Genomic DNA, 24,908 nt, shown 5'->3' with positions numbered 1-24,908 from the left:
TCAGTTATCCCGTAAATCTTTAGTAGTTTATAGGCATTGGACAAGCCAAGATCTGGCGCCGGAGCATCAGCTCTCGCCCCAGTGATTGGTAAACAGCAGTTCACTCAGCGGACGTTCAGTTGCCCAGCCCTCTTCAACCAGCATCGGTCGTTCATAGAAAGCATGTACCGGCCCCAGGCAAAGAACGGCAACAGCGCGGGCGTCGCTCGGTAACCGGAGCAGCTCGCCGAGGGCCTGCGGATCAAACAGCGAGACCCAACCCATCCCCAACCCTTCCGCCCGGGCGGCCAACCACAGGTTCTGGATTGCACAGGCCAGGGACGCCAGATCCATTTCCGGCAGCGTGCGGCGCCCGAACACATGACGCTCCCGGCCATCCGGCAATGCGGCGACCAGCAACTCGGCACACTCGCGTATGCCTTCAACCTTGAGTTCGAGAAATTGTGCCTTACGTTCACCCAGCACCTCGGCAGTCCGCCGGCGCTCCTGTTCAACCAACTGGGCAATCTGTTCGCGCAGGTCGGCATCCTGAATACGGATGAAACGCCAAGGCTGCATCAGCCCGACATTCGGGGCCTGATGGGCTGCCTGCAACAAGCGCCCCAGTAGCTCCGGCTCAACCGTGCCACCAGAGAAATGCCGCATATCCCGGCGCTCACGAATCACGCGGTAGACCGCATCCCGTTCAGTCGCAGAGAAGGCACGTTCGATCATGATTGAACCGAGGCCGCAGCTGTGGTCAGAACGCCTGGCAGCGGGCGAGTCGGGAAAGGGAATTCAACATGGGAAAAGCAGGCAGTGGCCGTCAGGGCCGATACCGGGAAGGCATATCTGGTGTTCATTTGTGCTCCGTCGTCCTACTCACCCGTACGGCATGGCTACTTATGCAGTCGGCGAACAGCATTGGCGGAGCGGTTTCAGACATAACATGAAAAAGCTACACCCGCAGAGCCCGCCGCACTGCTGTGACATGCGACAGGCCGGTCTCCGGGCTTGTGAGTGGAGGATTAACCGGCGCCAGGATATAGCTGCCATGGGGGCTCGCACTTACTTACCGTTGCGGGGGCAGCGCCGGAATGGTCAGTAACAGACGCACCGGCTTCCCAGTTTCACCTGCCGGACGACGCCTGACAGGTACCTGAAGCAGGCGCAAGATTATGGGGTTTGCCCAGGGAAGTAAAGAACACTGAACGGTGCTTGACTCTGCCACGATGTCAAGGTTGAAACTGTGCCCAGTTCAAACATCCAGGGAGTACCCGACATGAGCTTCATCGAATTGAATGTAGAGAAAATGACCTGCAGCTCCTGCGTCAAGCACGTCACCGAGGCACTGAACGCCGTGGCTGGCGTCAACAATGTCGAAGTCAATCTCGACAAGGCCAGCGTCAAGGTCAGCGGCCAGGCCGACAGCCAGGCATTGATCAATGCCCTCGATGAGGCTGGTTACCCAGCAACAGAGGCCAGCGCTGCAAAACCGGTTCATGATGGCCACACCACCTGCTGCGGCGGCTGCCAGTAATACCAATACAAGGGGATTATCATGCCTGCGAAATTACGCCTTGTCGCGTTGAGCGCCCTGCTGCTGGGCGGCTTTGCCCAGGCCGCAGACAGTCTGACCATTGACGTCCACCGTGACGCCAATTGCGGCTGCTGCAAGGACTGGATCAAGCATATGGAAAGCAATGGTTTCGAGGTCAATGACCATGTCGAAACCAACATGGCAACCGTGAAACAGGAGCTGGGCGTCCCCCCGCGCCTGGGCTCCTGTCATACCGCTGTGATCAACGGCCAATTCATCGAAGGCCACGTGCCGGCTGATCAGGTCATAGCCCTGCAAGCACGCCCCGACCTGCTGGGCTTAGCCGTTCCCGGCATGCCCATGGGCTCGCCCGGCATGGAATATGGTGACCGCCAGGATCCTTATCAGGTCGTGGGCTTGACCAAAAAGGGTGAGATCGAAGTTGTCGCCGAGTATCCCGGCAACTGAGCTTCTCCTACGCCGGGGTTTTGTGGGGAACGGGCTTGCCCGTGAGGGGTGCCGCCTGCTGGAAGGGCTCCGCGGCCAAGACAGCAGAAACAAAAAAGCCTTCGACCAGCAACTGGTCAAAGGCTTTGGGATATGGCGCAGTGGACGGGACTCGAACCCGCGACCCCCGGCGTGACAGGCCGGTATTCTAACCAACTGAACTACCACTGCGCATCTGATCAACAATCGATACTGACGTACCCATCATCGAAGCAGGCGCGCATTCTAAGCTTTCGTCAGATTAAGTCAAGCCTCAGCTGTACACTAAACCTGCTCCACTCCCCGCCCTCACTTGCCTGTCTCTTTATTTGCCATACCCGGATACATTAACCATCCTGTGGATACAGGTTCTCTACGCAAGGAGTACGAACATGTCCGGCATCGGCTGGTTTTTTATCATCATCATTCTCGCAACTGTCATCGGCGGCCTGTATATGTTGCGCAAGACCGCCAACAAAATGCCCATCGGCGATGAGCAGATGGAGCGTATCAAGGAACGGCAGGCGGAACTGGAAGCACAGGAAAGGCGGGAGAAGCAACAGGACTGATGGTGCTAGAATGCACGACACATTTTCAGCCGCGTAACAGGTAGTTCCACAGCATGGTCAATTCACTGCAAGCCCAGTTGCTCAAATCCGGACTGGTTGATGAAAAGAAACTCAAGCAGGCCCAGCGTGCCAAGAAGAAAGCCGCCAAAAACACCCCGGACAAGGTGCATGACACCGCCGCTGCGGTAGAAAAGGCGCGTAATGAGAAAGCCGAACGCGATCGCCAGTTGAACCTGCAACGCCAGGAGGAAGCTGCGCGTCGCGACCGTGAGGCCCAGGCCAAACAGTTGATCGCCCAGGCCAAGCTGGACCGTAGCGGTGGCGAAACGGCCTATCAATTCGTTGCCAAGAATAAGGTCAAGAAAATTTACGTCACTGAAGAGCAGTTCGACAAGCTCAGCCGCGGCACGCTGGGTATCGTGCGACTGTCCGGCCACTTCGAGGTCATTCCTCTGGACGTAGCCGAAAAAGTCGCAGAGCGGGCGCCGCATTGGCCGGTTGTCATCGCCAGGGTCGAAGCCGAACAACCAGCAGAAGATGATCCCTATGCCGACTTCAAGGTACCCGATGATCTGATGTGGTAACCCTCTCTCGACGACCAGTAAGCCAGAAAATGTTTCCTGCCGATAACAGCCCCTGGTCGGTCTTCCTGATCTTTCTGCGGCTGGGCCTGACCTCCTTCGGCGGGCCCGTCGCGCATCTGGGCTATTTTCGTGACGAATTTGTGGTGCGCCGGCGCTGGCTGTCCGAACGCAGCTATGCCGACGTGGTTGCCCTGTGCCAGTTTCTGCCCGGCCCCGCCAGCAGCCAGGTGGGTCTGGCGCTGGGACTCTCCCGTGCCGGTTACGGCGGCGCACTGGCCGCCTGGATAGGCTTCACCCTGCCTTCAGCGGCGGCGCTGATGCTGTTTGCCAGTTCACTGACGTATTACGGCAATCTCGGTTCAGGCGTGCTGCAAGGACTGAAAATCGTTGCGGTGGCGGTCGTTGCCCAGGCCGTCTGGGGCATGGCACGCACTCTCTGCCCTGACCGTCTGCGCGTCACTCTCATGGGCATCAGCGCGGCAGCGGTACTGATGCTGCCCTTTATCTGGAGCCAACCTCTGGTATTGCTGATGGCCGGACTGATCGGCGTATTACTGATCAAACCGGACATTGAGGAACAGCAAGACGATCTACCAACACGTGTCAGCCGCCGCACCGGTAGCTGGGCGCTGACAGTCTTCTTTGCTCTACTGATCGGCCTGCCGTTATTGGCCGCTTTGATCCCCAGCCAGATGCTTATCCTGGTGGACAGCTTCTATCGTGTGGGTTCACTGGTCTTCGGTGGCGGGCATGTAGTGTTGCCGCTATTGCAGGCCGAGACGGTACAAGCCGGGTTGCTGGATACCGATACCTTCCTCGCCGGCTATGGCGCCACTCAGGCCGTACCCGGGCCGCTGTTCACTTTCGCTGCTTTCCTGGGTACCGCCATGGAGACCGCCGCGCCAGCCTGGATCACCGGTCTGATCTGCCTGGTAGCGATCTTTCTGCCTTCTTTTCTGCTGGTCATCGGCGCCCTGCCGTTCTGGGCACAATTACGTCACAACCTACGCACACGAGTGGCACTGGCCGGGGTCAATGCTGCAGTGGTGGGGATTCTGCTGGCGGCGCTGTATCAGCCGGTATGGACCAGCGCCATCAAAGCCCCGCAGGATGCGGCCCTTGCCCTGGCTGCGCTCATTGCATTGATATTCTGGAAGGTGCCGCCGTGGCTGGTGGTGATCGCCACGGCGGCATTCGGCTGGCTGCTGTCAGTCTGACAACAGCGCGGCGCGGTCATTCATTCACTGCGTTCTTCTTCACGGTCTTCACGGTCATCCTCTTCAGGCTCCGAGGGCTGATCGATCTGACTGTCATCCACCAGAGTCGCGTCATCCTTCATCAGCTGCTGCCGGTTGCGCTCCTCCTCACTGGCGGCGTCCGGGCAATCCAGCGGCAGCATGAATGTGTCGGACACGTCGATCAGACCGATATGCTCGATGGTGCGTCGACCCAGCAACACCGGATAGGTCATGTCGCTGCGATCACGCAGGGAAAACTGCTCGTCATAGATCCGATTGCCCACGCACATACGCATCTTCACCACGGGCCGATAGTCTTCGCCACCGGCGCCACGCACCGTCATCTGACGGAATACCGGACGCTCGAAATGCAGGGTGACCCGATTGCCGGTATCGGCATCGACCACCGGCACGTCATAGCGCACCCACTTCTTGCCTTTGCGGGTAAAGCGCTCCAGATTGACCGCATGCATGGATGAGGTCAGCGCGCCGGAGTCCACCTTGATCTTTACCGCAGTCTCCTCCGGCAGAATCAAACCCTTTTCGACCCAACCCACCACCACCTTTCCGGCGATATCTTCAGTCAGAACGGCATCATCTGGCGGCTCGATGGCATCCTGCGCCCCGGCCATGACAGCGGTGGAGACCGCTGCTGTGCTCAGCAGCGCCGCAAGGGACAGGCTCTTGATAGATAACTGCATAAAATATCCTTTGGGAAACAAACAGATAGACCGAGGCGGCAACGAAAAGTGCCATCCGTATCGAGTAGCCGCGGCAATTTAGCATGCCAACGCGTGCCTCGAAAGATCCCACAGAGTGGCTGGTACTGTCGAAGGAGACGGCCCTGAGGGATTCACCAGACCAATAATGGCCATTAGATACTGGCCTCGCCACAAAAAACACTTCAGTATCCCCGCAACTGACCGATAACAGTCAAAGGCAGGCCGAAATGGCCAGGCCGCAGTTACCTCGAAAGATGTCGGAGATTGGAAAATGGATCTGTTGCGAAGAATAAAAATCAGCCAGCGGATATGGCTTATTCTCATAGTGTCACTCGTCAGCCTGCTGGTGCTTACCTTCATTTCTCTTGACCATTTGCGCAAGGAAATCCATACCGCCGAGATCACCAAGGCCACTCACCTGGTTGAAACCGCCCACACCTTACTGGCGTCCTATCATGCCAAGGAGCTCAGCGGCGAACTCAGCCCCGAACAGGCTCGCCACCAGGCGCTGGAAACCCTGCGCGGCTTACGCTACGGCGGTAATGAATATTTCTGGGTCAATGACATGAACTATGTCATGCGCATGCACCCTTTCGCGCCCGAAACCGAAGGCGTCGACCTGAGCACCCTCGGCAAGGATAGAGGCCCTAACGTAATCAAGGAGATGGTCGACGTAGCCCGCGCCCAGGGCACCGGCCATTACGAATATCTCTGGGTCAAACCGGGCGGTGTGGTCGGTGAAGGCGATGCCGTTAGGCGCCTGGCCGCCTTCACTCATTTCAAGCCATGGGATTACATGATCGGCACTGGCATTTTCCTCACCGACGTGGAAAACAGATTCCGCACCCAGGTTCTCTGGGCACTGTCCGTGGTGGCCGTGATCCTTCTGCTTATGGTGATCAGCCTCTATATCATAGGTCGCAGTATTACCCGACCATTGAATCAGGTGGTTCAGGCCATGGGCGATATAGCCAATGGCGAAGGTGACCTGACGCGCACCCTGGACAGCGATGCTCAGGATGAGCTGTCGCTGCTGGCGCGACACTTCAATACCTTTACCAGCAACCTGCGTCAGTTGATCGGCCAACTGGGCGACGGCGCCACTCAGATGATCAGTGCCAGCCAGCAGCTGGATCAGATCAGCAATGCCAGCCTCACTGGCATGACCCGCCAATCCGAGCGCATGGAGCTCATGGCTACGGCGGTCAATGAAATCACCTATGGCGTGCAGGACGTGGCGCAGAACGCCAATGCCGCAGCCCTGGAAGTGGAAAGCGCCAACGAGGGCGCCCATTTCGGTCGCATGCAGGTCGGGAAAACCATCGAGCAGATCGATCATCTGTCCGACAGCGTGAACACCGCCGTCGCACACATGGAAACCCTGTCTGCCGATGCCAAGGAAATCGCCACCGTGCTGGATGTGATCCGCGCCATTGCCGAGCAGACCAACCTGTTGGCGTTGAACGCCGCCATCGAGGCCGCCCGCGCCGGCGAAATGGGTCGCGGCTTTGCCGTGGTAGCCGATGAAGTGCGCAACCTGGCCCAGCGTACGCAGAAATCCACCGAAGAGATTCACGGGATGATCACCCGGCTGCAGACAAATACCCAGTCGGTCGTCACCGTGATCAATGAAAGCAGCCGCTATTCCGAACTCAGCGTCGAGCAGGTCAATTCCGCCGGACAGGCACTGGAGCAGATCGCCACCTCCATGCAGCAGCTGGTGAGCCTGAATGCGTCGATTGCCAGCGCCACCACCCAGCAATCGACCGTGGTCGAAGACGTGAATCGCAACGTTACCGAAGCCGCCGAGCTGGCCCGGGAAACCACCGATGGTGCACAGCAAACCGCCCAGGCCAGCGAGCACCTGGCCCGAATCGGACAGCAGATCAGCAACTTGCTCGGGCGGTTCAAAATCTAGGTAGCCAATAGCTGGCCTCCCGGCCAGCGTCGTGAGGGCGGTGCCGCGATCCGACGGCCCTCCTACGAGGACGCTTGATGAGAACCCCCGCCCCGACGATTTCATCCGTATCTTTTGACAGCATCCCGGCCATCCGGCAGAGTACGCGCCCTGCCCCTTTGCAAGTCATTTTTTCACACAGGATGTAACCATGAACGCAGTGGTCGTTGCAGTTGCAGTAATGCTGATTCTGAGTCTGTGCCGAGTGCACGTAGTCGTCGCGCTGATCATCGGCGCAGTCACCGGCGGTCTGCTCGGTGGTCTGAGCCTGGACGCGACCCTTGAGACCTTTCAGAAAGGCCTGGGTAAAGGTGCCAACGTTGCATTGAGCTACGCCCTGCTCGGCGCTTTCGCGGTGGCCATCGCCAAGTCAGGCACCGCCCAGGCGCTGGCTGACCGGGCGCTGAATATGATCAATAGCCAGCGCGAGGGTGGTACCGGCAAACTGCGCCTCATCCTGCTGGTCATGCTGCTGGCAGTAGCCATGGCCTCGCAGAACATCCTGCCGATCCATATTGCCTTCATTCCGTTGCTGGTGCCGCCGCTGCTGTTCGTCATGGGCAAGCTGAGGTTGGACCGCCGCCTGGTCGCCTGCGTCCTCACCTTCGGTCTGATCACGCCCTACATGTTTCTGCCGGTGGGTTTCGGTGGCATCTTCCTCAACGACATCCTGCTGGCCAACGTTCAGGATGGTGGTCTGGATATCACCGGCCTCAACGTCATGCATGCCATGGCGCTGCCGGCGCTGGGTATGCTGTTCGGCCTGGGGGTAGCCTTCTTCAGCTACCGCAAGCGCCGTGAGTACGCCGCCGCTGCGGTGGGCAATACCGGTGAGTCAGCTGAGAAGGTCGGCTACACACCCAAGACGCTGCTGGTAGCCCTGATCGCCGTGATCGCTGCCTTCTCCATCCAGCTGTGGCTGGACTCGATGATCATGGGCGCGCTGGCTGGCTTCATCGTGTTCTCCGTGTCGGGTGTAGTGCGCTGGCGCGAGGCCGACAATCTGTTTACCGAAGGCATGAAGATGATGGCCATGATCGGCTTCATCATGATCGCCGCCAACGGCTTCGCCTCGGTAATGCAAGCCACCGGCCACATCGAGACCATGGTCACCAGTTCCGCCACCGCCATCGGTGACAACAAGGCGCTGGCCGCCTTGCTGATGCTGATAGTGGGACTGCTGATCACGCTGGGTATCGGCTCGTCCTTCTCGACCATTCCGATCATCGCCGCCATCTACGTGCCTCTGGCCATGCAGCTCGGCTTCAGCCCGCTGGCGATTATCTCTCTGGTCGGCACCGCTGCCGCACTGGGCGACGCCGGCTCGCCGGCTTCCGACTCCACACTCGGACCCACTGCCGGCCTGAATGCCGATGGCCAGCACAGCCATATCTGGGATACCGTGGTGCCCACCTTCCTGCACTACAACCTGCCGCTGATCGCCTTCGGCTGGCTGGCGGCGATGGTGCTCTGAGCTAGCTCCCAACTGATCGCCTCAGCTGATGGCTCCCACGCTCCAGCGTGGGAGCCAAGCCCTGGACGCTCCTGCGTCCCGACCAACCACCTGCACAACGCCAGAACTGGGACGCAGAGCATCCCAGCATTCATTCCCACGCGGGAGCGTGGGAGATTCTATGGTTCATGCCAACCCCTTTTATCAGGTTTTGGGCCGATAAACCGTTTGATTCTGCATCAAGGCAAAGGCAATGCGCGCCAACTTTCTTGCCAGCTTGATCAGCGCCTGGATGGGCTTGAGTCCCTGTGATAGATAGGTCTCGTATAACGCCTTCCAGGCAGCGGTTTTACGGGCAGCCATAGCCGCGTTGTAGAGCAGGCGGCGTAATTCCGGGTCGCCTTTCTTGGTGAGTTTTCGTCGGCCTGCCTGCTTGCCAGAGTCTCGGACTTTGACATCCATCCCCAGGTAAGCGATGAAGGCGTCACTGCTCTTGAAGCGACCTCGGTGGAAGGTGTTGGCGAGTGCCATTGAGCTCAGCTCGCCAATGCCTTCGATGTCCATGCAGCGTTTTGCATCTGCGTCCCAGCCTACGTCTGCCAAGGCCTGCTTCAGGCGCTGGGTAATCAGCAGCTCAACGCGACGGATATGGGTATCCAGCTGTTTGCTCGCCTGCTTCAACTCAGGTACATCCTGCAAGCTCTGGCTCAACGCTACTCGGGTATGAACCAGCGAGGCTCGACGGCGCATCAGGCTTTGGATGCGGTAAAACGCATCATGGGCAGGGATCCAAGGCTTGAGCTCCTCAAGCTCGTTGCTCAAATAACGCAGGATCAGTCTGGCATCAGACGGGTCGGTCTTGGCCCGGGTACCTACCCCATCGCGGTAACGGCTGAGCCGATAACCATCCAGTAAGTAGAGCGGGTGTGCTGCTGCATGAGCCAGCGTGGCCAGTTGCCGATGATAAATTCCGGTGGCTTCCAGCGCGATCCTTGAGCCCTGCGGCAACGACTTCAACCAGCGCTTAATAGCGCTGGGGGAGTTGTTGATCGTGTCGATCTGAGGGGCGTCACTGCGAGCGATCACCAGCTCCGCCTTGCTGACATCGATACCCACCAGGATAGATTCAACAGATTTTGTCATGGCGCGTCCTCCAAGCTAAAGTAGTCTTTGACTTGTCAGGGCTCACCAGACGCTGGCTTGCGACGTATCGTCGGTCTGAGCGGCTTGGCTCTGCCGATGGATTCTCTATTGGCGTTTATGGTGAGGGTGGGGCGAAATCTCCCACAGTCCGTGCCGAAAGGCCGGAAAACGATTGAGCCCCTCCACCCTGACAGGTCCATTTTGGACCTGCAGATGAACCATACAAACGATCTAGGGTGGGGAGTGGTTGTTATCTGCGCGACACAGGCAGTCTCACCCGCACGGCCAGTCCACCCAGTTCGCTGTCCTGCAGCTCCAGCTCTCCACCATATACCTCGACCAGATCGCCGACGATCGCCAGACCGAACCCATGCCCGCTGACGCTTTCATCCAGCCGGGTACCGCGGCGCAACACCCTGTCTCTATCTGCGCCATCAATCCCCCGGCCGTCGTCCTCTACCTGCAGCTGTAACAGCTGACCACTCAACTGCCAATCTACCCGCACCAGACCGTCCGCCCACTTGCAGGCGTTATCAAGCAGATTACCCAGCAATTCCAGCATGTCTTCGCGCTCGAAGGGCCACTCTGCGCCCGCATTCTCCGGGGCGCTTATACGTACCCGTTCACCGTGTATCTGCCGCAGCGAGTCCATCAGCCAGGGCAGATCCTGCCGGGGACTGAACCGTTTTCCCGCCTGACTCTCCGGCGCCAGACGCGAGCGTTGCAATGCCCGCTCCAATTGCCGACGGATACCCTCCAGCTGCGCGGTAATAGCCTGCTTCGCTTCAGCGTCCAGATCAGCCTGACGCACCAGACTCTCGGTCACCGCCAACGGCGTTTTCAATGCGTGACCAAGATCACCAACACCTTTGCGCGAACGCTGAATGGTCTGTTCGACCTGTGCGCCCAGGTGATTGATCTGGCCAACCAGAGGCACAAGCTCCTGCGGCACGTCATCACTGAGCACCAGCCGCTGGCCGGCGTGCCATTCCGACAGCTCGCGGCGGGAGCGATGCAGCGGTCGCAATGCACGGCGCAACAGCCCTTGCTGAATCAACAGACTGACAACCACTGCCAGGCCACCAAGACTCCAGAGCCACAATCTGGCGCGGGAAAACGCCTGCAGCAGCGGCTGATAGTCCATCGCCACACTGATGCTCACCGACTCACCCAACTTGCTGAAGCGCCCCGAATGCACCAGCAATCGTTGCCCCGCCGGACCGGGTATCAAAGTATTTTCCAATCCTTCAGCATCCAGTGGCAGGCGCTGATCCCACAACGAACGTGAACGCCAGCGCTCCGTGGTCTGCAACACGAAATAGCGCCCGGAAAAGGGTCGCTGGTAATCGGGGCTGACGCGCTGCAGGTCGAGATACAACCCATCCGCACCCGGCATCAGCGCCGCCAGCAACGCGTCGGTCTCCCGTTGCAGATCGTTACTCAGATAATCCCGCAGCGCCCGATCGAACAGCCAGACACTGCCCTGGCCGACCAGCATCACCGTGAGCAGCAGCACCAGCAGCAAGCCACCGCCAAGCTGGCGACCGATGGACTTCACGAATCCAGGCCCACCAGCACGTAGCCCTGACCACGCCGGGTCTCGATCGCCTGTTTGCCCAGCTTGCGCCGCAGATGATTGATCTGCACCTCGATCACGTTCGAGTCGCGCTCGGCTTCATAGTCATATAGGTGTTCTGCCAGCTTGGCCTTGGATACCAGCTTCCCCGCCTGCAGCATGAAGCAGCGCAACAGCCGAAACTCACTGGCCGACAACTGCGCCGCATCCAGCCCCGGGCCGGACACTTGCTGGCTGTCTTCATGAAGGGTCAGGCCCGCCGCGCGCAGCTGATTCTGCGGCTCACGGCCATGACTGCGGCGTAACAGCCCCTGGATACGCAACAGCAGCTCTTCAGGATGAAAAGGCTTGGTCAGGTAATCATCAGCGCCGGCGCGCAGACCTTCGACGCGCTCGGTCCAGCTACCCCGTGCGGTGAGCACCAGCACCGGCATGGCGCTGCCCTGCTCGCGCCAGGCCTGTAAGACTTCAAGGCCGCCGCGCCCGGGCAGTCCCAGATCGAGAACACAAAGATCATAAGGCTCCTGTTCGCCGAGCAGCTGCACATCGCGGCCATCAGCTCGCCAATCCACCGCATAACCGGCCTGTTTCAGGCTGGCACTGAGCGTATCAGCCAGGGCAATATTGTCTTCAGCCAGCAGCAGCCGCATCAGTCGTCCTCATCCACATCAAGCAATTTGCCGCTCACGGCGTCGTATTCAAGATCCAGCACTCGCCGATCGCGGGTGACTATTTCCAGCTCGTAGATATACCGGCCGTCGTCGTATTCAAGTTCGGCCTCGAGAAAGCGGCCGGGGTAACGGCCCAAGGCATCGCCAATCAGTGATTGCAGAGGCAGGATCACCCCCTGCTCCGCCAACTCCAGCGCCTCATCGTGATCTACCTCATCAGCCGATGCCTGGGGTAACCAGCCCACCATCAAGCCAAAACAAAGCCAGCCGCACAAGGCGGCTGGCTTCATTACCCAAACCAGATCAGTCATCTTGCTCTGTTTTGAGGACTTCTCCAGTGCTGGCATCAATGTCGATATCCCAGTCGGTGCCGTCTGCGGCACGCACATCCAGCTTGTAGATGTAGCGACCATATTCGTGCTCCAGGTCACGGTCGGTGATCTCACCAGCCTTGACTGACAGGGCCTTTTCTTCCAGGCTTTCCAGCGTTTGGATCTTGCCTTCTTCAGCCAGTTTGGCCGCTTCGGCGGAACTGACATCATCATCAGCGAAAACGGCAGCCGAACCCAGACCCAGAAAAGCTGCGCAAGACAGTGCAATAAGTTTTTTCATATCATGTCGCTCCGTTGTTTGAATACAACTGAATAATAGACAGAGAAACTGAATTGAACCTTAAAATGGCTCGAGTCGATCTCGAGCCCGTGCATGGAACCGCATGACCGCCATCCATATTGCCCAACCTGCCCTCACGCTGCGCGCTGGTGAACGAGCGCTTGAGCATATCCGCAGCCACGGCTTGCAGCCGGCCGACGTACACCTCATTCCAGGCGCTGCCGGGGGGCCCAAGGCACTGGGCATTCAGGGTCTGGATATGGCCATCTTCGGTGACTGGCTGCCTCGCGCACCGCAACCGCGCAGTCTGATCGGCGCCTCGATCGGCAGCTGGAGATTCGCCAGCGCCTGCCTGCCGGACCCGGTAGAAGGGTTGCGCCGACTGGGCGAGCTGTATACCGCCCAGTGTTTTCCCAAGGGCATTACGGTGACGGAGATCAGCCGCCGTTGCGGGCGGATGCTGGACGAGCTGCTGGATGGCCAGGACCAGAGCATTCTGAGCAATCCAGCGTATCACCTGAATGTCGTCGCGGTAAAAAGCCTGCGCCTATTACAGCACGATCACCCCTCGCGTCTGGGACTGGGCCTCGGTGGTGTCATCGGCGCCAATCTCCTCGGCCGCCGTCATCTCAAACACTATTTCGAGCGGATAATTCTGCATGACCAGCGGCTTCGCCCACCATTGGCCGAGCTGCAGGACTTTGTCACCAGCTACGTGCCCTTGACCGCCGACAACCTGCGGCCCGCGCTGCTGGCTTCCGGCTCGATCCCCATGGTCATGGAAGCGGTCCGGGATATCCCCGGCGCCAGCCAGGGCGTCTACCGCGACGGCGGGCTGCTCGACTATCACCTCGACCTGCCCTGGCGCGCGCCCGGCGTGGTGCTGTATCCGCATTTCTTGGGTCGTGTGGTGCCCGGCTGGTTCGACAAGGCCCTGCCATGGCGCAAGGCAAACGTCGGGCAGATTGGTGACGTGTTACTGGCGGCGCCATCACCGACCTATTTGGCCAGCCTGCCCTACGGCAAGCTGCCGGACCGGCGGGATTATCGCCGTTTTGTCGGTGACGATGCCGGACGCGAGACATATTGGCGCCGAGCCATGGCCGAAAGCCAACGCCTGGGCGATGAGTTTCTGGAGCTGATGGAAAAGGACCGGCTGATCGACCGGGTGCAGCCACTGTAGCACCCTGATGCGGGAGTGAGTTCTGTAGGAGGTGCCCTTGGCCGCGAAGCTTTTCTGCGGGCCGTTCGTGGGCAAGCCCACTCCTATAAGAACCAGGATGTCAGTTCAGAACCCGACGTGCACTGGCGTAGGCACGTTGCCAATAGCTGGCCTGAAGATCATCCACCCGAACCCGGCCACCGGTACTCGGCGCATGCAAGAATCGGCCATCGCCAACATAGATACCGGCATGATCAACCCGTTTGCCGCTCGTGGAAAACAACACCAGATCGCCCGGCATCAGCGACCGTACCGGAGTAGTATCCGGCAAAGCACTCAGCCCGGCGGTCGTGCGCGGCAGGGCCACACCTGCGGCCTCACGGTATACATAATTGATCAGACCGCTGCAGTCGAAGCCCGTCTCGGGCGAACTGCCACCGTAACGGTATGGCGTGCCCACCAGACTGAAGGCATGAAACAGCAACTCGTCATGACTGGCAGCGCTGGCGCTCGGGGCTGGGGGCGGCGTACTCGGAATCGGCGGCGTGACGGTCTGCGGGGCGCTGGCGCACCCGCCTAAAACAGCCAACGACAACACCACCAGCAGATGAATAGCGCGCATGCAAGAACCTCGCCCCGACTACCCGACAACCTTGCCCTGACAAGGACTTAACGTCAAGTTTCCAGACTCAGGTTCAGACTTCGCTTGTAACTCAATGATTCACTGTGAAAGCCAGCATTGCCGACAGCTGGCTCAACGGACGACCGCTGTCACTGGCCAGGCGATTGAAAGCCTCCTGCACCAATGCCAGGTCCCGCTGGCTGGTGGCCTTGGTCTGATCCAGCACACCCATGCCCTTCAGCGCGGCCAGCACATCGTCAGTGGTAACGAAAGTGTCCTTGCCGACCATGCGTAGAAAGCGCGGCACCGACAGCCCGCCGAGCTGATTGCCACGTTTGGCCAGCAACCGCCACAGGCCGACAATATTATCGCTCGGCCAATCCGCGATCAGATTACCCATGCAGCCGTACTCATGATTGAGGTCCAGCACCATCTGAGCATTGCGCGGCACACTGCGCAACTTGGCAAGATGGCGGATCAGCCGCTTGTCCTGCATCAATCGCTCGATGTGCTCGCTGCTCATCAGGACCACCTTATGCGGATCGAAACCAAAGAACGCCTCTTCGAAGGCCGGCCAGCGCGCATCCACAACGCTGTGCTTGAGGCCCGCGCGAAACACCCGCAAAGCAATGGTCGACAGGTAGCGGTCATCACTCAATGCGCGCAAGTCCTCGACAGGAGGCGGTGTCGGCATTCGTGCCTCCAGCGCCTCCCGTGAGCCGAAGCGGTTCAGGCAGTACTCTTCAAGCCAGCGATAATTGCGCATGGGCATCTCGGATCAGAGATTCATCACATCGACAAAACGCGGGGCCGCGCTGGTATCCACCGTCAGGCTGGCGAAGTCAAACAGTTTGGCATCGGCCAGTTGCGATGGTTGCACGTGCCGCAGCGAGCGGAAGATATTGTCTACCCGGCCAGGGGTTTCCCGATCCCAGGTCTGCAGCATGTCCTTGACCACCTTACGCTGCAGGTTTTCCTGTGAGCCACACAGATTGCACGGGATGATCGGGAATTCGCGCAGCTGGGAATAGGTTTCGATATCCTTTTCGCTGCAATAGGCCAGCGGCCGAATCACCACATTGCGACCATCGTCCGAACGTAGTTTTGGCGGCATGGCCTTGAGATTGCCGCCGTAGAACATGTTCAGGAAGAAGGTCTCGACAATATCGTCACGGTGGTGCCCCAGCGCCATCTTGGTTGCGCCAATCTCGTCAGCAAAGGTGTACAGATTGCCCCGGCGCAGGCGTGAGCACAGCGAGCAGGTGGTCTTGCCCTCCGGCACTTTTTCCATGACCATCGAGTAAGTGTCCCGCTCGAGGATATGATATGCAATGCCCAGTTCATCCAGGTAGGCGGGCAGCACTACCTCGGGGAAGCCCGGCTGTTTCTGGTCCAGGTTCACCGCGACCAGTTCAAAATTGATCGGCGCGACTTTCTGCAGATGCAGCAGCATGTCCAGCATGGTGTAACTGTCCTTGCCACCCGAGAGGCACACCATGATCTTGTCACCTTCCTCGATCATGTTGTAATCGGTGACCGCTTCGGCAGTCAAACGCCGCAGACGCTTCTGCAACTTGTTCTGGTTGACACTCAGACTGGACATGGCTGGAACCTGGAATCTCGAAACCCAGCATTTTACCTTGAAACAAGGGGCAAGCAATGTAAAAAGCTGGACGGGATTGGGACGCAGAGCGTCCCGGCAGGCCGTCCCACGCGGGAGCGTGGGACAATCAAAGATCAACGCAGATAAATAGGGCCGATGCCCAACCCCCAGAAAATTACCGCAGTGGCCATCATGCCCACCAGCACCACCAGGCCTACAGCCAGAATCGAACTGGAGAACAGGAAGCCCTCCTCCTGGGAAATACCCATGAATATCGGAATACCCTGGTACAGCAGATACGCCGTATAACAGATAGCCGCGGTCCCGACGATCATCGCCAGCCACAGGTTGGGATAGAGCGCGGCCAGACCTGCCACAAACAAGGGGGTTGCCGTATAGGCGGCAAAAACGACGCAGTCACTCAGCGTCGGGCTGGAGTCATACGTACGCGACATCCAATGGATGAACGCGCCCATCACCGCGACACCAGCAAGCATCGCCAGCCAGGTGAGAACAGTCATCTGTAATGCGCTGGCCTGGGTAAGCTTGACGGGTTCCAGGGTGCCGATTGTCCAGCCCATCTGGGTAGTGCCTATATAAGCGGAAACAGCGGGGATGGCGGCGAGTGCCAATACGTGAACCAGATAGAGGGGCCCGATAACGGTCTCCTGGCCCTTGATAGTGCGCCAGGCCCGGTCGGGATTGGTGAACAGCCCTACGACATTTTGGATCATGGTCTGACCTCCGTATTATTATTGTCTCGCAGCGCCAGCATTGGCGACGTCTGCGACAGAGGCTGCGACATACCGCCGCAGCCATCTCGTCCTTGACTATAGTCAAATACGCAGCAAATAGAACCCATCTCATTAGAGAGATTTGCAGCTTCACTCCAACTGGTAATAGCGATTAAGAATTAAGTAAGCCTTATTGATTTCACGGCCCTGCTCGGTACTGCCGCCACGGTCCGGGTGATGTCGCATCATCAAACGGCGATAACGAGGCTTTACCGACCCACCATCGTCCAGCGCAGTCAGTCCGAAAAACTCCCTCGCCCAGATCACTTCCCGCTCCGTTACCGGCGCCCGCCGCCCCTGCCAGAACTGATCCAGCAGGCGCTCCACATCCCCGGCGCTGGTTTCCAGCCACTGGTCCCAATCAAGGTAATAAGTCCGAATCGAATCATTGATCTCCACGCCTGGATGACAGGCACGTCGGGAGCCCAGCGCAATGCGCAACACATTGATCGACAGTTCCTGCTGCGACACGGCCAGCACATCCGACAACCGATACAAGGAATGAAACAGCAGAAAATGCGCCTGAAACATCTGCAACGGATCACGCAATACTCCCGGCACAGCAAACACGGACTCAGGGAAGACATCAGCCAGATGCCTGATCAATACGAACTCGCTCACACCCTCCGGGTTCGCTTCAAGCAACTGTAGTACGCAATTATCAAAGCCTGTCGGTAACAGGTCCTGCGCTGTTGGTTTGATCATCCCACGAGTGTAGCCATCCCGGGAGACATTAAACAGCCATCCAAACGCCACAGGAATGCAATAACACGTGCGTACAAATATGGAGCAAATTTCTTCTCGGGAACCGAATAATGAATAGATGGACTTTGACTGCACTCGCTGCAGCCGTTGCGGTAAGCCTCACTGGCTGTCTGGACAGTGACAGCGATAATGACCGCAACCATGGTGGCGACAACAGCGCACCGGTCAGCGTCGAGCTGAGCAAAATTGGCAGCTACTCCACTGGCGAGTTCGGCAAGAGCGCGGCAGAAATCCCCGCCTTCGACCCGATCAACCAGCAGATATTCATGGTCAACGCTCTCTCCGGCGCCGTTGATGTGTTGAATGCCGCCGACCCAGCCAACCTGGAGTACATGACCTCCCTGGTAGCCAGCGTCGAGAACGCCACCGTCAACAGCGTATCCTGGCACAACGGCCTGCTCGCCGTGGCCGTCGAAGCCGCGGTCAAGACCGACCCGGGCTCCGTAGAGCTGTATGACGCCACCACGCTCCAGCTGCTGGACAGCAAACCGGTCGGCGCCCTGCCCGACATGGTCACTTTCACGCCTGATGGCAAATACGTCCTGGTCGCCAATGAAGGCGAACCGAATGACGACTATTCAATCGATCCCGAAGGCTCGATCAGCGTCATCGAAATCCAGGCGGATGCCAACCGCTTCGGTGCCGTCCGCACCGCTGGCTTTGCCAGTTTCAATGACAAAAGACAGGAGCTGCTCGACGCAGGCGTACGCATCTACGGGCCGTCCGATAACAGCCTGACCTATAGCCACAACAACATCGCCAGCGTCGCGCGCGATGTGGAGCCGGAATACATCACCGTATCCGCCGACAGCAGCACCGCCTGGGTTTCCCTGCAGGAAAACAACGCCTTCGCCAAGTTGGATATCGCCAACGCGACCGTCACCGACATCCTGCCACTGGGCTTCAAAGACTATGACAAGGAAGGCAACGGCATCGACGCCAGCGATGATGAAGGCGATCTGATTCGTATCGAGCCACGGCCCGGCGTGGTCGGCATGTATCACCCTGACGCCATCAGCAGCTACAACGTCGACGGCAAGACCTATATCGTCTCGGCCAACGAAGGCGACGCCCGCGCCTGGGGCGAAGATGATGATGGCTACTGGGCAGGTGATGCCAGTAAAGGCTTTGTCGAAGAGTTCCGCGTCAAGCACCTGGTGCACACCGACGGCTTCGGTCGCCGCGCCGATGACGACCTGCCGCCGCAACTAGCCGCACTGGCTGGCGGCGCCCTGCTCAACCCCGAGATCTTCAGCTACTGTGGCGCCACCGCTGCCGACCCCGGCGATTGCCGTGAAGATGAGGAGCTGGGCCGGTTGAATATCAGCTGGGTGAACGGCTATCGCCAGAATACCGATGGCAGCCCCATGCTGTTCGACGCCAGCGGCACAGCCAACCCCGCCGGCAACCTGCTGATGTACGACGAACTGTATTCCTATGGCGCCCGCTCCTTCTCGATCTGGGATGAGAACGGCAAGCAGGTGTGGGATTCCGGCGACTTCTTCGAGCAGTTCCTGGCCAACCAGACCGAGCATGATTGTCAGCTGCGCGCCGCCCGGGACATTCCCTGCGACCTGTATTTCAATACCGGTCACGATGAGGTCGGCACCCTCGACAGCCGCAGCGATGCCAAGGGCCCCGAGCCGGAGGGCATCACCCTGGGCCGCATTGGCGAGCAGACCTTCGCCTTTATCGGCCTGGAGCGCATGGGTGGCGTGATGGTATTCGACATCACTGATCCCTTCGCACCGCAGTTCCAGGACTATCTGAATACCCGTGAAGACTGGAAAGCAGACCTGGAAGAATCGCCCGAGCTACTGGAGCAGACCGGTGACCTGGGGCCGGAAGGCCTGGCATTCGTCTCCGCCGAGCAGTCACCCAACGGCGAACCGCTGCTGATTGTCGGCAACGAAGTCAGCGGCACCACGGCGATCTATCAGGTCGACCGCAAGTAAGCGCCATCAGCGGGCGAAATTTCCATCGCCCGCTTCGGTGTTCACCGGATCGGCCATTTCCTCCTCCACCGGCGTTTCGTCCGGTTTCTGCTCGTCCACCACCATTTCCAGTGCTTCAGGCGAGGTGCCCATCATGCTGATCTGGTGAGCAGGTTCCTCGACAATCCGATCATGGTTATCACGCCAGCTCAGCAGGCTGAACAGCGCGCTGGCAGCAAACATTACCGCGAAGTACAGTGGCAGCATCAGCATTGAGGTGATGCCCATCAGCCAGCCGGCCAGGGCCGGGCCAATTGCCGAGCCGACACCCTGCAACATCAGCAGTCCGGCATTGCCAGACAGCACTTCCTCCTTGCGCAGATGGTCGATCAAGTGCGCCACCACCGTCGGATAAACCGAAAACGAACCTGCGCCGAATATCGCCGCGCCCACTAATAACCAGATACCGGAGCTGCCCAGCAATGCCATCAGCAAGCCACCAACGGCGGCAATACCGGCAACGATCACCAGTGCCAGACGCCGATCAATCCGATCCGACAGAACGCCCATCGGCCATTGAAACAACGCCCCGGCGACGATCACCAGCGACATGAAACTGGCGATCTGCCCGGTATCCATCCCCACACGGCCTGCGTAAAGCGCGCCCAGCCCCCAGAAACCACCCATTGCCAATCCCGACAACATCGCGCCGGCACAGGCCGCCGGTGCAGCGCGCCATAGCGCCTTGAGCGACAGCGTGGTGGTCTCTACGATTTCCGGCTGCGGCAGCCGTGTCGCCACCACCGGCATGATCGCGATGATAACGAAGAAGCCCGCTATGCCGAACATCAGGTTGGCCAGCGGATTGTCCATCTGCAGCAGTTGCTGAGACAATGCCAGCGCACCGAGATTGACCGCCATATACACCGCAAACACCCGTGCCCGACGCTCCTTGGGCGCCCCGGTGTTCAGCCAGCTTTCAATCGAGGTATACACGCCGACCAACACCGTACCGGTAACCAGGCGCAGCAGCAGCCAGAACAGCATGTCGACATGGATCACATGCAGGATGATGCACCCCGCCGTGGCCGAGGCGAAGAAGGCGAAAGCGCGAATATGCCCCATGCGCCGGATCAGCTTGGGGCACAACCAGGTGCCCAGCATGAAACCGGCAAAATAGGCGGACCCGAACAGGCCCAGGGTCTGGTCGGAAAATCCTTCGGTCGCGCCGCGCAGCGGCACCAGGGTATTGAGCAAGCCGGATCCCATCAACAGCAGGGCGATACCGGCCAACAGCGCACTGATGGTTGTCACAATCCGCAGCATGCAAGCCTCTGATCTGATTGATATTTGAGAAACCTCCTAACCAACCTATATCAGGATTGCGCATCTCGCCAATCAACAGCCCAAACGCCTACACTGACGCAGAGCACCCAGCCCCAGTTGTCACAAGGAGAAAAACCATGCCAAAAAAACGCCTGTTGGTGGTCGCCCATGCCCCATCGGACAATACGCAAAAACTGGTGGATGCCCTGCTGCGCGGGGCGGCCAGTCCCGATATCGAAAACGTTGACACCCGCTGGGTAGCTCCGCTGCAGGCCACCCCGGACGACGTATTGCAGGCTGACGCCATCATCCTCGGCACCACGGAAAATCTCGGCTACATGAGCGGCGCGCTGAAGGACTTCTTCGACCGCTGCTACTACCCGGTGCTGGAAGAAAAACAAGGTTTGCCCTGCGCGCTCTACATCCGCGCCGGCATGGACGGCACCGGCACCCGCCGCGCCGTGGAAAGCATCATCACCGGCCTGCGCTGGACCTGGGCCCGCGATCCTCTGGTACTGCGCGGCGAATGGCAGGAGCGCTTTATCGAGGATGCCGAAGAGTTGGGCCTGTACATGGCCGCGGGGCTGGATAGCGGGATATTCTGAAAGCGATCCCGCGCTACACCACACTCACCCGCAACCGCTCAGACCTCTACCAACCGGCTGGTCCATGCCTCTATAATGCCGCATGAACCAGATACTGCACCGCCTTGAACATTGCTACCAGCTCGCCGAACAGCATTTCGCCAGACCCTTCGAGCGCCCCAGCGTCACTCTCGACCTGCGCGGTCAGAAGGCCGGCGTCGCCTACCTGAACCGCAACCTGTTACGGTTCAATGCCCAGATGTACCGGGATAACCTCCATGATTTCCTGCTGCAGACCGTGCCCCACGAGGCGGCCCACCTGATAGCCCATGCCCTGCACGGCGGTCGCATCCGTCCGCATGGACGTGAATGGCAGACACTGATGACCGGCCTGTTCGGCCTGCCCGCCAACCGCTGCCATTATTACGCCGTCCCGCAACGGCGTACGACCCGCTACCTATACCGCTGCGGTTGCCCCGACGGCATCCCCTTCACGCCTCAGCGCCATGCGCTGGTGCGCCGTGGGCGCCAGTATCAGTGCCGGCGCTGCACAAACCTGCTGCACTTCACCGGACAGCAACTCACCACAGGCTGATCCTCAAAGAGGACCGGGGTTGTCCCTCGCACGGCACAGGTCATTGATATATGGCTTGAGCGCATAGCCCAGCGCCGGCTCCAACGCTGCCGCCCAGTCAGTCATCACTGACCGGTCCAGCGTCAGCGGTGGATCGCCCGCCGCAGGAATGAACAGGATGATATTGCCCTCTTCGACCTGTACCTGCAGATAATCATCACCAAACAGGTCCCTCAGCAATGGCGCAGCGTAAGGCAAACCGGTATCACCCATCTGCCACTGGTTGATCACCAGCACGCCGCCGGGGCGCAGCGCCTGCTGGCAATGACGGAAAAACTCCGCCTGCAACTGCAGCCGCGACAGTCCGCCTTCCATATAAAGATCGACAAACAACAGGTCGCAGCTGGCCGGCGCTGCGGCAACATGCTTCTCGGCACAACCGATGCTGACCTGCAGCTGCGGGTCATCCGACAAACCCAGCCATTCCCGGGCCATCGCCAACACCTCGCCGCGCAACTCGACCGCGCTCACAGTATGCGGGGCAAAATGCCGTACCAGACAGTTGGCCAAGGCCCCGCCGCCCAAGCCCAGCAGAGTCATATCCGCCTCGCGGCCACACCAGAATGTGCCCAACAGCATGGCCCGGGTGTAGTCATATTCCAGCCAGGCGGGGTCTGTTATGAAGACACAGCTCTGCTCGGTCTGCTCGCCAAAATAGAGGAAGCGATAACCTTCCCGATTCTCGGTGACGCGCAGCGTGCCATAATTGTCGCGGCGCTTGTCCACCAGGATTTCACGATCAGTCATCAACACTCTTCCCAACAACATGCTCCACCAGGTCATGGATCACCTATGCCCTGAATTATTCACTGCATTGTGGAGCACAGCTCCGGGAAAGTCTCCTGGACACCACAACCAGACGCCACCACACTTGAGCGACCCTCCCCTCAGCGCGCATAATGCGCGGCCTTTGCTGTTTCTCACAGGCTGCTCCCATGTTCCGCTGGTTTGAACGACGTCTAGACCCTTTCCCCGCACAGGAACCCTCCGAGCCACCCGGTACCCTGCTGGCGTTCTGTCTGCATTACACCAGGGGTTCCTGGCCATTCCTGATCATCGCCGCCCTGCTCATGGCCAGCATCGCGATCACCGAGGTCTGGCTGTTCAGTTTCCTCGGTAACATTGTCGATTGGCTGTCCAATCAGAACCGCAGCACCTTCCTGCAGAACGAAGGCTGGAAGCTTACCGGCATGTTCCTGGTGGTCATGGGGCTGCTGCCGTTGCTGATCCTGACCAACTCGCTGTTCAGCTATCAGACGCTGATGGGCAACTACCCGATGCGCATCCGCTGGCTGGTACACCGTTATCTGCTCAAGCAGTCGATGGCCTTCTATCAGGATGAGTTTGCCGGCCGTATTGCCACCAAGATGATGCAGACCGCCCTCGCCGTGCGCGAATGCGTGATCAAGCTGATCGACGTACTCAACTATGTGGTGGTGTACTTTCTCGGCACTTTGCTGGTGGTGGGTCTGGCGGACTGGCGATTGATGGGGCCCATGCTCGCCTGGCTGGCGGGCTACGTGTTGATGATGCGCTATTTCATCCCGCGGCTGGGCAAGGTCGCCGAAGCCCAGGCCGACGCCCGCTCGGTAATGACCGGCAGCGTGGTCGACAGTTACACCAACATCCAGACGGTGAAACTGTTCTCCCACGCCCGCCGCGAGGCCACCCATGCCCGTGAAGGCATGACCGGCTTCATGGACACCGTCTATCGCCAGATGCGGCTGGTCACCCTGGTCAACGTCTCGCTCTATGTGCTCAACGGCATGCTGCTGGCGAGCGCTACCGGGCTGGCGATCTGGCTGTGGTTGCAGGGCAGTATCAGCGTGGGCGCCGTGGCAGTTGCCGTGGGCCTGGTCCTGCGGCTGTGGGGCATGTCGCAGTGGATCATGTGGGAGATATCGGCGCTGTTCGAGAACGTCGGCACGGTGCAGGACGGCATCAACTCCATCTCCCGCCCGCAACTGGTCAAGGATGCGCCCGACGCGCGCCGACTGGAAGTCGCCCAGGGCGAGATCCGTTTCGATCACGTGCGCTTTCATTACGGCAAGGGTGAGGGCGTGATGGATGACCTGCACCTGCACATCCGCCCCGGCGAAAAAATCGGCCTGGTCGGCCGCTCCGGTGCTGGTAAATCCACCCTGGTGAATCTGCTGCTGCGCTTCTATGACGTCGAGGGTGGACGGATTCTCATTGACGGGCAGAATATCGCCGAGGTCAGTCAGGATTCCCTGCGCGAGCATATCGGCATGGTGACCCAGGATACCTCGCTGTTGCATCGCTCGGTCCGCGACAACATTCTCTATGGCCGTCCCGACGCGACCGAAGAAATGATGAAGCAAGCTGCACGCGACGCCCATTCGGACAGCTTCATCCCCGGACTCAGTGATGCCAGGGGCCGCCGCGGCTATGATGCTCATGTCGGCGAACGCGGCGTGAAACTCTCCGGCGGCCAGCGTCAACGCATCGCCATCGCCCGCGTCATGCTCAAGGACGCGCCCATCCTGATTCTCGACGAAGCCACCTCGGCGCTGGACTCTGAAGTCGAAGCCGCGATTCAGGAAAACCTGAACACCCTGATGCAAGGCAAAACCGTCATCGCCATCGCCCACCGCCTGTCCACCATCGCCGAAATGGACCGACTGATCGTCATGGATCAGGGACGTATCGTTGAAGATGGTAGCCACGCCGAACTGGTCAGCCAGGGCGGCCTGTATGCCCAGCTATGGGCCAGGCAGTCGGGTGGGTTTATTGGGGAGGAGTGCTGAAACCAGGCACCGGTTCTCACGCAGAGCAAGCCATCGAATATCGAGGCTGGCCTCAGACCTGATCGTTCCCATGCTCCTGCGTGGGAATGCATGTGGGACGCTCTGCGTCCCGGTTTTCACGCCGTGCAGGCGGCAGGTCCGGACGCTGGAGCGTCCACGGCGCGGTTACCACGCTGGAGCGTGGGA

At 59.5% G+C, this 24,908-nt stretch carries 26 protein-coding genes, 1 tRNA gene and 1 riboswitch; of the genes, 12 read left to right on the top strand and 15 right to left on the bottom strand.

Annotated elements, in window-relative coordinates:
* Positions 1 to 66: 66 nt before the first annotated feature.
* Positions 67 to 714 (bottom strand): 5,6-dimethylbenzimidazole synthase, encoded by a 648-nt coding sequence (gene bluB / locus BLU11_RS05565; protein WP_090272435.1) that lies wholly within the window; start codon positions 712 to 714, stop codon positions 67 to 69.
* A 247-nt stretch (positions 715 to 961) separates the two neighbouring features.
* Positions 962 to 1,157, bottom strand: a riboswitch (cobalamin riboswitch).
* A gap of 104 nt (positions 1,158 to 1,261) precedes the next feature.
* Between bluB and BLU11_RS05560 the strand changes: the two genes are divergently transcribed.
* Entirely contained in the window at positions 1,262 to 1,519 is a 258-nt protein-coding gene (locus BLU11_RS05560) for a heavy-metal-associated domain-containing protein (protein WP_090272434.1), read from the top strand.
* A 21-nt stretch (positions 1,520 to 1,540) separates the two neighbouring features.
* The gene (locus tag BLU11_RS05555; protein WP_090272433.1) at positions 1,541 to 1,987 is read left to right on the top strand and encodes a DUF411 domain-containing protein; all 447 of its coding nucleotides are present in this window, start codon (positions 1,541 to 1,543) and stop codon (positions 1,985 to 1,987) included.
* Positions 1,988 to 2,120: 133 nt separating this feature from the next.
* On the opposite strand, the gene BLU11_RS05550 is transcribed toward BLU11_RS05555, so the two are convergent.
* Positions 2,121 to 2,197: transfer RNA gene (locus tag BLU11_RS05550), tRNA-Asp, on the bottom strand.
* 200 nt (positions 2,198 to 2,397) lie between these two features.
* Between BLU11_RS05550 and BLU11_RS05545 the strand changes: the two genes are divergently transcribed.
* From BLU11_RS05545 to chrA, 3 genes are read left to right on the top strand one after another with little or no spacing between them, the layout of a single operon-like run.
* Positions 2,398 to 2,574, top strand: a complete 177-nt coding sequence (locus BLU11_RS05545; RefSeq protein ID WP_090272432.1) for a DUF2897 family protein — start codon at positions 2,398 to 2,400, stop codon at positions 2,572 to 2,574.
* 53 nt (positions 2,575 to 2,627) lie between these two features.
* Positions 2,628 to 3,158, top strand: coding sequence for a DUF2058 domain-containing protein (locus BLU11_RS05540; RefSeq protein ID WP_090272431.1), 531 nt, complete (start codon positions 2,628 to 2,630; stop codon positions 3,156 to 3,158).
* Between the two features lie 29 nt (positions 3,159 to 3,187).
* Positions 3,188 to 4,375 (top strand): chromate efflux transporter, encoded by a 1,188-nt coding sequence (gene chrA / locus BLU11_RS05535; protein ID WP_090272430.1) that lies wholly within the window; start codon positions 3,188 to 3,190, stop codon positions 4,373 to 4,375.
* Positions 4,376 to 4,395: 20 nt separating this feature from the next.
* On the opposite strand, the gene rloA3 is transcribed toward chrA, so the two are convergent.
* Positions 4,396 to 5,097, bottom strand: a complete 702-nt coding sequence (gene rloA3 / locus BLU11_RS05530) for a retropepsin-like aspartic peptidase RloA3 (protein WP_231702274.1) — start codon at positions 5,095 to 5,097, stop codon at positions 4,396 to 4,398.
* 292 nt (positions 5,098 to 5,389) lie between these two features.
* Between rloA3 and BLU11_RS05525 the strand changes: the two genes are divergently transcribed.
* Positions 5,390 to 7,036 carry a methyl-accepting chemotaxis protein gene (locus BLU11_RS05525; RefSeq protein WP_090272429.1) on the top strand — a complete coding sequence of 549 codons (1,647 nt, stop codon included), beginning with the start codon at positions 5,390 to 5,392 and terminating at the stop codon, positions 7,034 to 7,036.
* A 190-nt stretch (positions 7,037 to 7,226) separates the two neighbouring features.
* Positions 7,227 to 8,549, top strand: coding sequence for a Na+/H+ antiporter family protein (locus BLU11_RS05520; protein ID WP_090272428.1), 1,323 nt, complete (start codon positions 7,227 to 7,229; stop codon positions 8,547 to 8,549).
* Between the two features lie 183 nt (positions 8,550 to 8,732).
* On the opposite strand, the gene BLU11_RS05515 is transcribed toward BLU11_RS05520, so the two are convergent.
* The 5 genes from BLU11_RS05515 to BLU11_RS05495 form a co-directional block, all read right to left on the bottom strand.
* Entirely contained in the window at positions 8,733 to 9,671 is a 939-nt protein-coding gene (locus tag BLU11_RS05515) for an IS110 family RNA-guided transposase (protein WP_090272427.1), read from the bottom strand.
* Positions 9,672 to 9,921: 250 nt separating this feature from the next.
* Entirely contained in the window at positions 9,922 to 11,229 is a 1,308-nt protein-coding gene (locus tag BLU11_RS05510; RefSeq protein WP_090272426.1) for a sensor histidine kinase, read from the bottom strand.
* Positions 11,226 to 11,897, bottom strand: coding sequence for a response regulator transcription factor (locus BLU11_RS05505; protein WP_090272425.1), 672 nt, complete (start codon positions 11,895 to 11,897; stop codon positions 11,226 to 11,228). The genes BLU11_RS05510 and BLU11_RS05505 overlap by 4 nt, the downstream gene beginning before the upstream one ends.
* On the bottom strand, positions 11,897 to 12,229 hold the full coding sequence (locus tag BLU11_RS05500) for a PepSY domain-containing protein (RefSeq protein ID WP_407920226.1): 333 nt from the start codon (positions 12,227 to 12,229) through the stop codon (positions 11,897 to 11,899). Before BLU11_RS05500 ends, BLU11_RS05505 begins: the two co-directional genes overlap by 1 nt.
* Positions 12,222 to 12,530 (bottom strand): PepSY domain-containing protein, encoded by a 309-nt coding sequence (locus BLU11_RS05495; RefSeq protein ID WP_090272424.1) that lies wholly within the window; start codon positions 12,528 to 12,530, stop codon positions 12,222 to 12,224. Before BLU11_RS05495 ends, BLU11_RS05500 begins: the two co-directional genes overlap by 8 nt.
* Positions 12,531 to 12,633: 103 nt before the next feature.
* Here BLU11_RS05495 and BLU11_RS05490 point away from each other — a divergent pair, with 103 nt between their 5' ends.
* On the top strand, positions 12,634 to 13,713 hold the full coding sequence (locus BLU11_RS05490) for a patatin-like phospholipase domain-containing protein (protein ID WP_090272423.1): 1,080 nt from the start codon (positions 12,634 to 12,636) through the stop codon (positions 13,711 to 13,713).
* A gap of 100 nt (positions 13,714 to 13,813) precedes the next feature.
* Here BLU11_RS05490 and BLU11_RS05485 read toward each other — a convergent pair whose 3' ends face one another.
* The 5 genes from BLU11_RS05485 to BLU11_RS05465 form a co-directional block, all read right to left on the bottom strand.
* The gene (locus tag BLU11_RS05485) at positions 13,814 to 14,314 is read right to left on the bottom strand and encodes a C40 family peptidase (protein WP_090272422.1); all 501 of its coding nucleotides are present in this window, start codon (positions 14,312 to 14,314) and stop codon (positions 13,814 to 13,816) included.
* A 91-nt stretch (positions 14,315 to 14,405) separates the two neighbouring features.
* Positions 14,406 to 15,080 (bottom strand): DNA-3-methyladenine glycosylase I, encoded by a 675-nt coding sequence (locus tag BLU11_RS05480; protein ID WP_090276268.1) that lies wholly within the window; start codon positions 15,078 to 15,080, stop codon positions 14,406 to 14,408.
* A 12-nt stretch (positions 15,081 to 15,092) separates the two neighbouring features.
* The gene (gene ttcA / locus BLU11_RS05475; RefSeq protein ID WP_090272421.1) at positions 15,093 to 15,917 is read right to left on the bottom strand and encodes a tRNA 2-thiocytidine(32) synthetase TtcA; all 825 of its coding nucleotides are present in this window, start codon (positions 15,915 to 15,917) and stop codon (positions 15,093 to 15,095) included.
* 134 nt (positions 15,918 to 16,051) lie between these two features.
* Entirely contained in the window at positions 16,052 to 16,651 is a 600-nt protein-coding gene (locus tag BLU11_RS05470; protein ID WP_090272420.1) for a Yip1 family protein, read from the bottom strand.
* A gap of 150 nt (positions 16,652 to 16,801) precedes the next feature.
* The gene (locus BLU11_RS05465) at positions 16,802 to 17,416 is read right to left on the bottom strand and encodes a DNA-J related domain-containing protein (protein ID WP_090272419.1); all 615 of its coding nucleotides are present in this window, start codon (positions 17,414 to 17,416) and stop codon (positions 16,802 to 16,804) included.
* Positions 17,417 to 17,526: 110 nt separating this feature from the next.
* Here BLU11_RS05465 and BLU11_RS05460 point away from each other — a divergent pair, with 110 nt between their 5' ends.
* Complete coding sequence (locus tag BLU11_RS05460; protein ID WP_090272418.1) at positions 17,527 to 19,431, top strand: choice-of-anchor I family protein; 1,905 nt, start codon at positions 17,527 to 17,529, stop codon at positions 19,429 to 19,431.
* A 6-nt stretch (positions 19,432 to 19,437) separates the two neighbouring features.
* On the opposite strand, the gene BLU11_RS05455 is transcribed toward BLU11_RS05460, so the two are convergent.
* Positions 19,438 to 20,736: an MFS transporter gene (locus BLU11_RS05455; protein ID WP_090272417.1), complete on the bottom strand. Its 1,299-nt coding sequence runs from the start codon at positions 20,734 to 20,736 to the stop codon at positions 19,438 to 19,440.
* 137 nt (positions 20,737 to 20,873) lie between these two features.
* Here BLU11_RS05455 and BLU11_RS05450 point away from each other — a divergent pair, with 137 nt between their 5' ends.
* Both BLU11_RS05450 and BLU11_RS05445 read left to right on the top strand, forming a co-directional pair.
* Positions 20,874 to 21,341, top strand: a complete 468-nt coding sequence (locus BLU11_RS05450; RefSeq protein WP_090272416.1) for a flavodoxin family protein — start codon at positions 20,874 to 20,876, stop codon at positions 21,339 to 21,341.
* 82 nt (positions 21,342 to 21,423) lie between these two features.
* Entirely contained in the window at positions 21,424 to 21,915 is a 492-nt protein-coding gene (locus BLU11_RS05445) for a SprT family zinc-dependent metalloprotease (protein WP_090272415.1), read from the top strand.
* A gap of 3 nt (positions 21,916 to 21,918) precedes the next feature.
* Here BLU11_RS05445 and BLU11_RS05440 read toward each other — a convergent pair whose 3' ends face one another.
* A complete protein-coding gene (locus BLU11_RS05440; protein WP_090272414.1) occupies positions 21,919 to 22,701 on the bottom strand; it encodes a spermidine synthase in 783 nt (260 codons plus the stop codon).
* Between the two features lie 188 nt (positions 22,702 to 22,889).
* Between BLU11_RS05440 and BLU11_RS05435 the strand changes: the two genes are divergently transcribed.
* Positions 22,890 to 24,722 (top strand): ABC transporter ATP-binding protein, encoded by a 1,833-nt coding sequence (locus tag BLU11_RS05435; protein ID WP_090272413.1) that lies wholly within the window; start codon positions 22,890 to 22,892, stop codon positions 24,720 to 24,722.
* Positions 24,723 to 24,908: the final 186 nt, after the last annotated feature.

Source organism: Halopseudomonas litoralis, assembly GCF_900105005.1.
GTDB lineage: Bacteria > Pseudomonadota > Gammaproteobacteria > Pseudomonadales > Pseudomonadaceae > Halopseudomonas > Halopseudomonas litoralis.
This window is presented reverse-complemented; position numbering and strand designations above follow the sequence as displayed.

Bases quoted from the DNA above. Each gene is read 5' to 3' on its own strand.
- bluB (WP_090272435.1), bottom strand. From the start codon at position 714: ATGATCGAACGTGCCTTCTCTGCGACTGAACGGGATGCGGTCTACCGC.
- BLU11_RS05560 (WP_090272434.1), top strand. From the start codon at position 1,262: ATGAGCTTCATCGAATTGAATGTAGAGAAAATGACCTGCAGCTCCTGC.
- BLU11_RS05555 (WP_090272433.1), top strand. From the start codon at position 1,541: ATGCCTGCGAAATTACGCCTTGTCGCGTTGAGCGCCCTGCTGCTGGGC.
- BLU11_RS05545 (WP_090272432.1), top strand. From the start codon at position 2,398: ATGTCCGGCATCGGCTGGTTTTTTATCATCATCATTCTCGCAACTGTC.
- BLU11_RS05540 (WP_090272431.1), top strand. From the start codon at position 2,628: ATGGTCAATTCACTGCAAGCCCAGTTGCTCAAATCCGGACTGGTTGAT.
- chrA (WP_090272430.1), top strand. From the start codon at position 3,188: ATGTTTCCTGCCGATAACAGCCCCTGGTCGGTCTTCCTGATCTTTCTG.
- rloA3 (WP_231702274.1), bottom strand. From the start codon at position 5,097: ATGCAGTTATCTATCAAGAGCCTGTCCCTTGCGGCGCTGCTGAGCACA.
- BLU11_RS05525 (WP_090272429.1), top strand. From the start codon at position 5,390: ATGGATCTGTTGCGAAGAATAAAAATCAGCCAGCGGATATGGCTTATT.
- BLU11_RS05520 (WP_090272428.1), top strand. From the start codon at position 7,227: ATGAACGCAGTGGTCGTTGCAGTTGCAGTAATGCTGATTCTGAGTCTG.
- BLU11_RS05515 (WP_090272427.1), bottom strand. From the start codon at position 9,671: ATGACAAAATCTGTTGAATCTATCCTGGTGGGTATCGATGTCAGCAAG.
- BLU11_RS05505 (WP_090272425.1), bottom strand. From the start codon at position 11,897: ATGCGGCTGCTGCTGGCTGAAGACAATATTGCCCTGGCTGATACGCTC.
- BLU11_RS05500 (WP_407920226.1), bottom strand. From the start codon at position 12,229: ATGACTGATCTGGTTTGGGTAATGAAGCCAGCCGCCTTGTGCGGCTGG.
- BLU11_RS05495 (WP_090272424.1), bottom strand. From the start codon at position 12,530: ATGAAAAAACTTATTGCACTGTCTTGCGCAGCTTTTCTGGGTCTGGGT.
- BLU11_RS05490 (WP_090272423.1), top strand. From the start codon at position 12,634: ATGACCGCCATCCATATTGCCCAACCTGCCCTCACGCTGCGCGCTGGT.
- BLU11_RS05485 (WP_090272422.1), bottom strand. From the start codon at position 14,314: ATGCGCGCTATTCATCTGCTGGTGGTGTTGTCGTTGGCTGTTTTAGGC.
- BLU11_RS05480 (WP_090276268.1), bottom strand. From the start codon at position 15,080: ATGCGCAATTATCGCTGGCTTGAAGAGTACTGCCTGAACCGCTTCGGC.
- ttcA (WP_090272421.1), bottom strand. From the start codon at position 15,917: ATGTCCAGTCTGAGTGTCAACCAGAACAAGTTGCAGAAGCGTCTGCGG.
- BLU11_RS05470 (WP_090272420.1), bottom strand. From the start codon at position 16,651: ATGATCCAAAATGTCGTAGGGCTGTTCACCAATCCCGACCGGGCCTGG.
- BLU11_RS05465 (WP_090272419.1), bottom strand. From the start codon at position 17,416: ATGATCAAACCAACAGCGCAGGACCTGTTACCGACAGGCTTTGATAAT.
- BLU11_RS05460 (WP_090272418.1), top strand. From the start codon at position 17,527: ATGAATAGATGGACTTTGACTGCACTCGCTGCAGCCGTTGCGGTAAGC.
- BLU11_RS05455 (WP_090272417.1), bottom strand. From the start codon at position 20,736: ATGCTGCGGATTGTGACAACCATCAGTGCGCTGTTGGCCGGTATCGCC.
- BLU11_RS05450 (WP_090272416.1), top strand. From the start codon at position 20,874: ATGCCAAAAAAACGCCTGTTGGTGGTCGCCCATGCCCCATCGGACAAT.
- BLU11_RS05445 (WP_090272415.1), top strand. From the start codon at position 21,424: ATGAACCAGATACTGCACCGCCTTGAACATTGCTACCAGCTCGCCGAA.
- BLU11_RS05440 (WP_090272414.1), bottom strand. From the start codon at position 22,701: ATGACTGATCGTGAAATCCTGGTGGACAAGCGCCGCGACAATTATGGC.
- BLU11_RS05435 (WP_090272413.1), top strand. From the start codon at position 22,890: ATGTTCCGCTGGTTTGAACGACGTCTAGACCCTTTCCCCGCACAGGAA.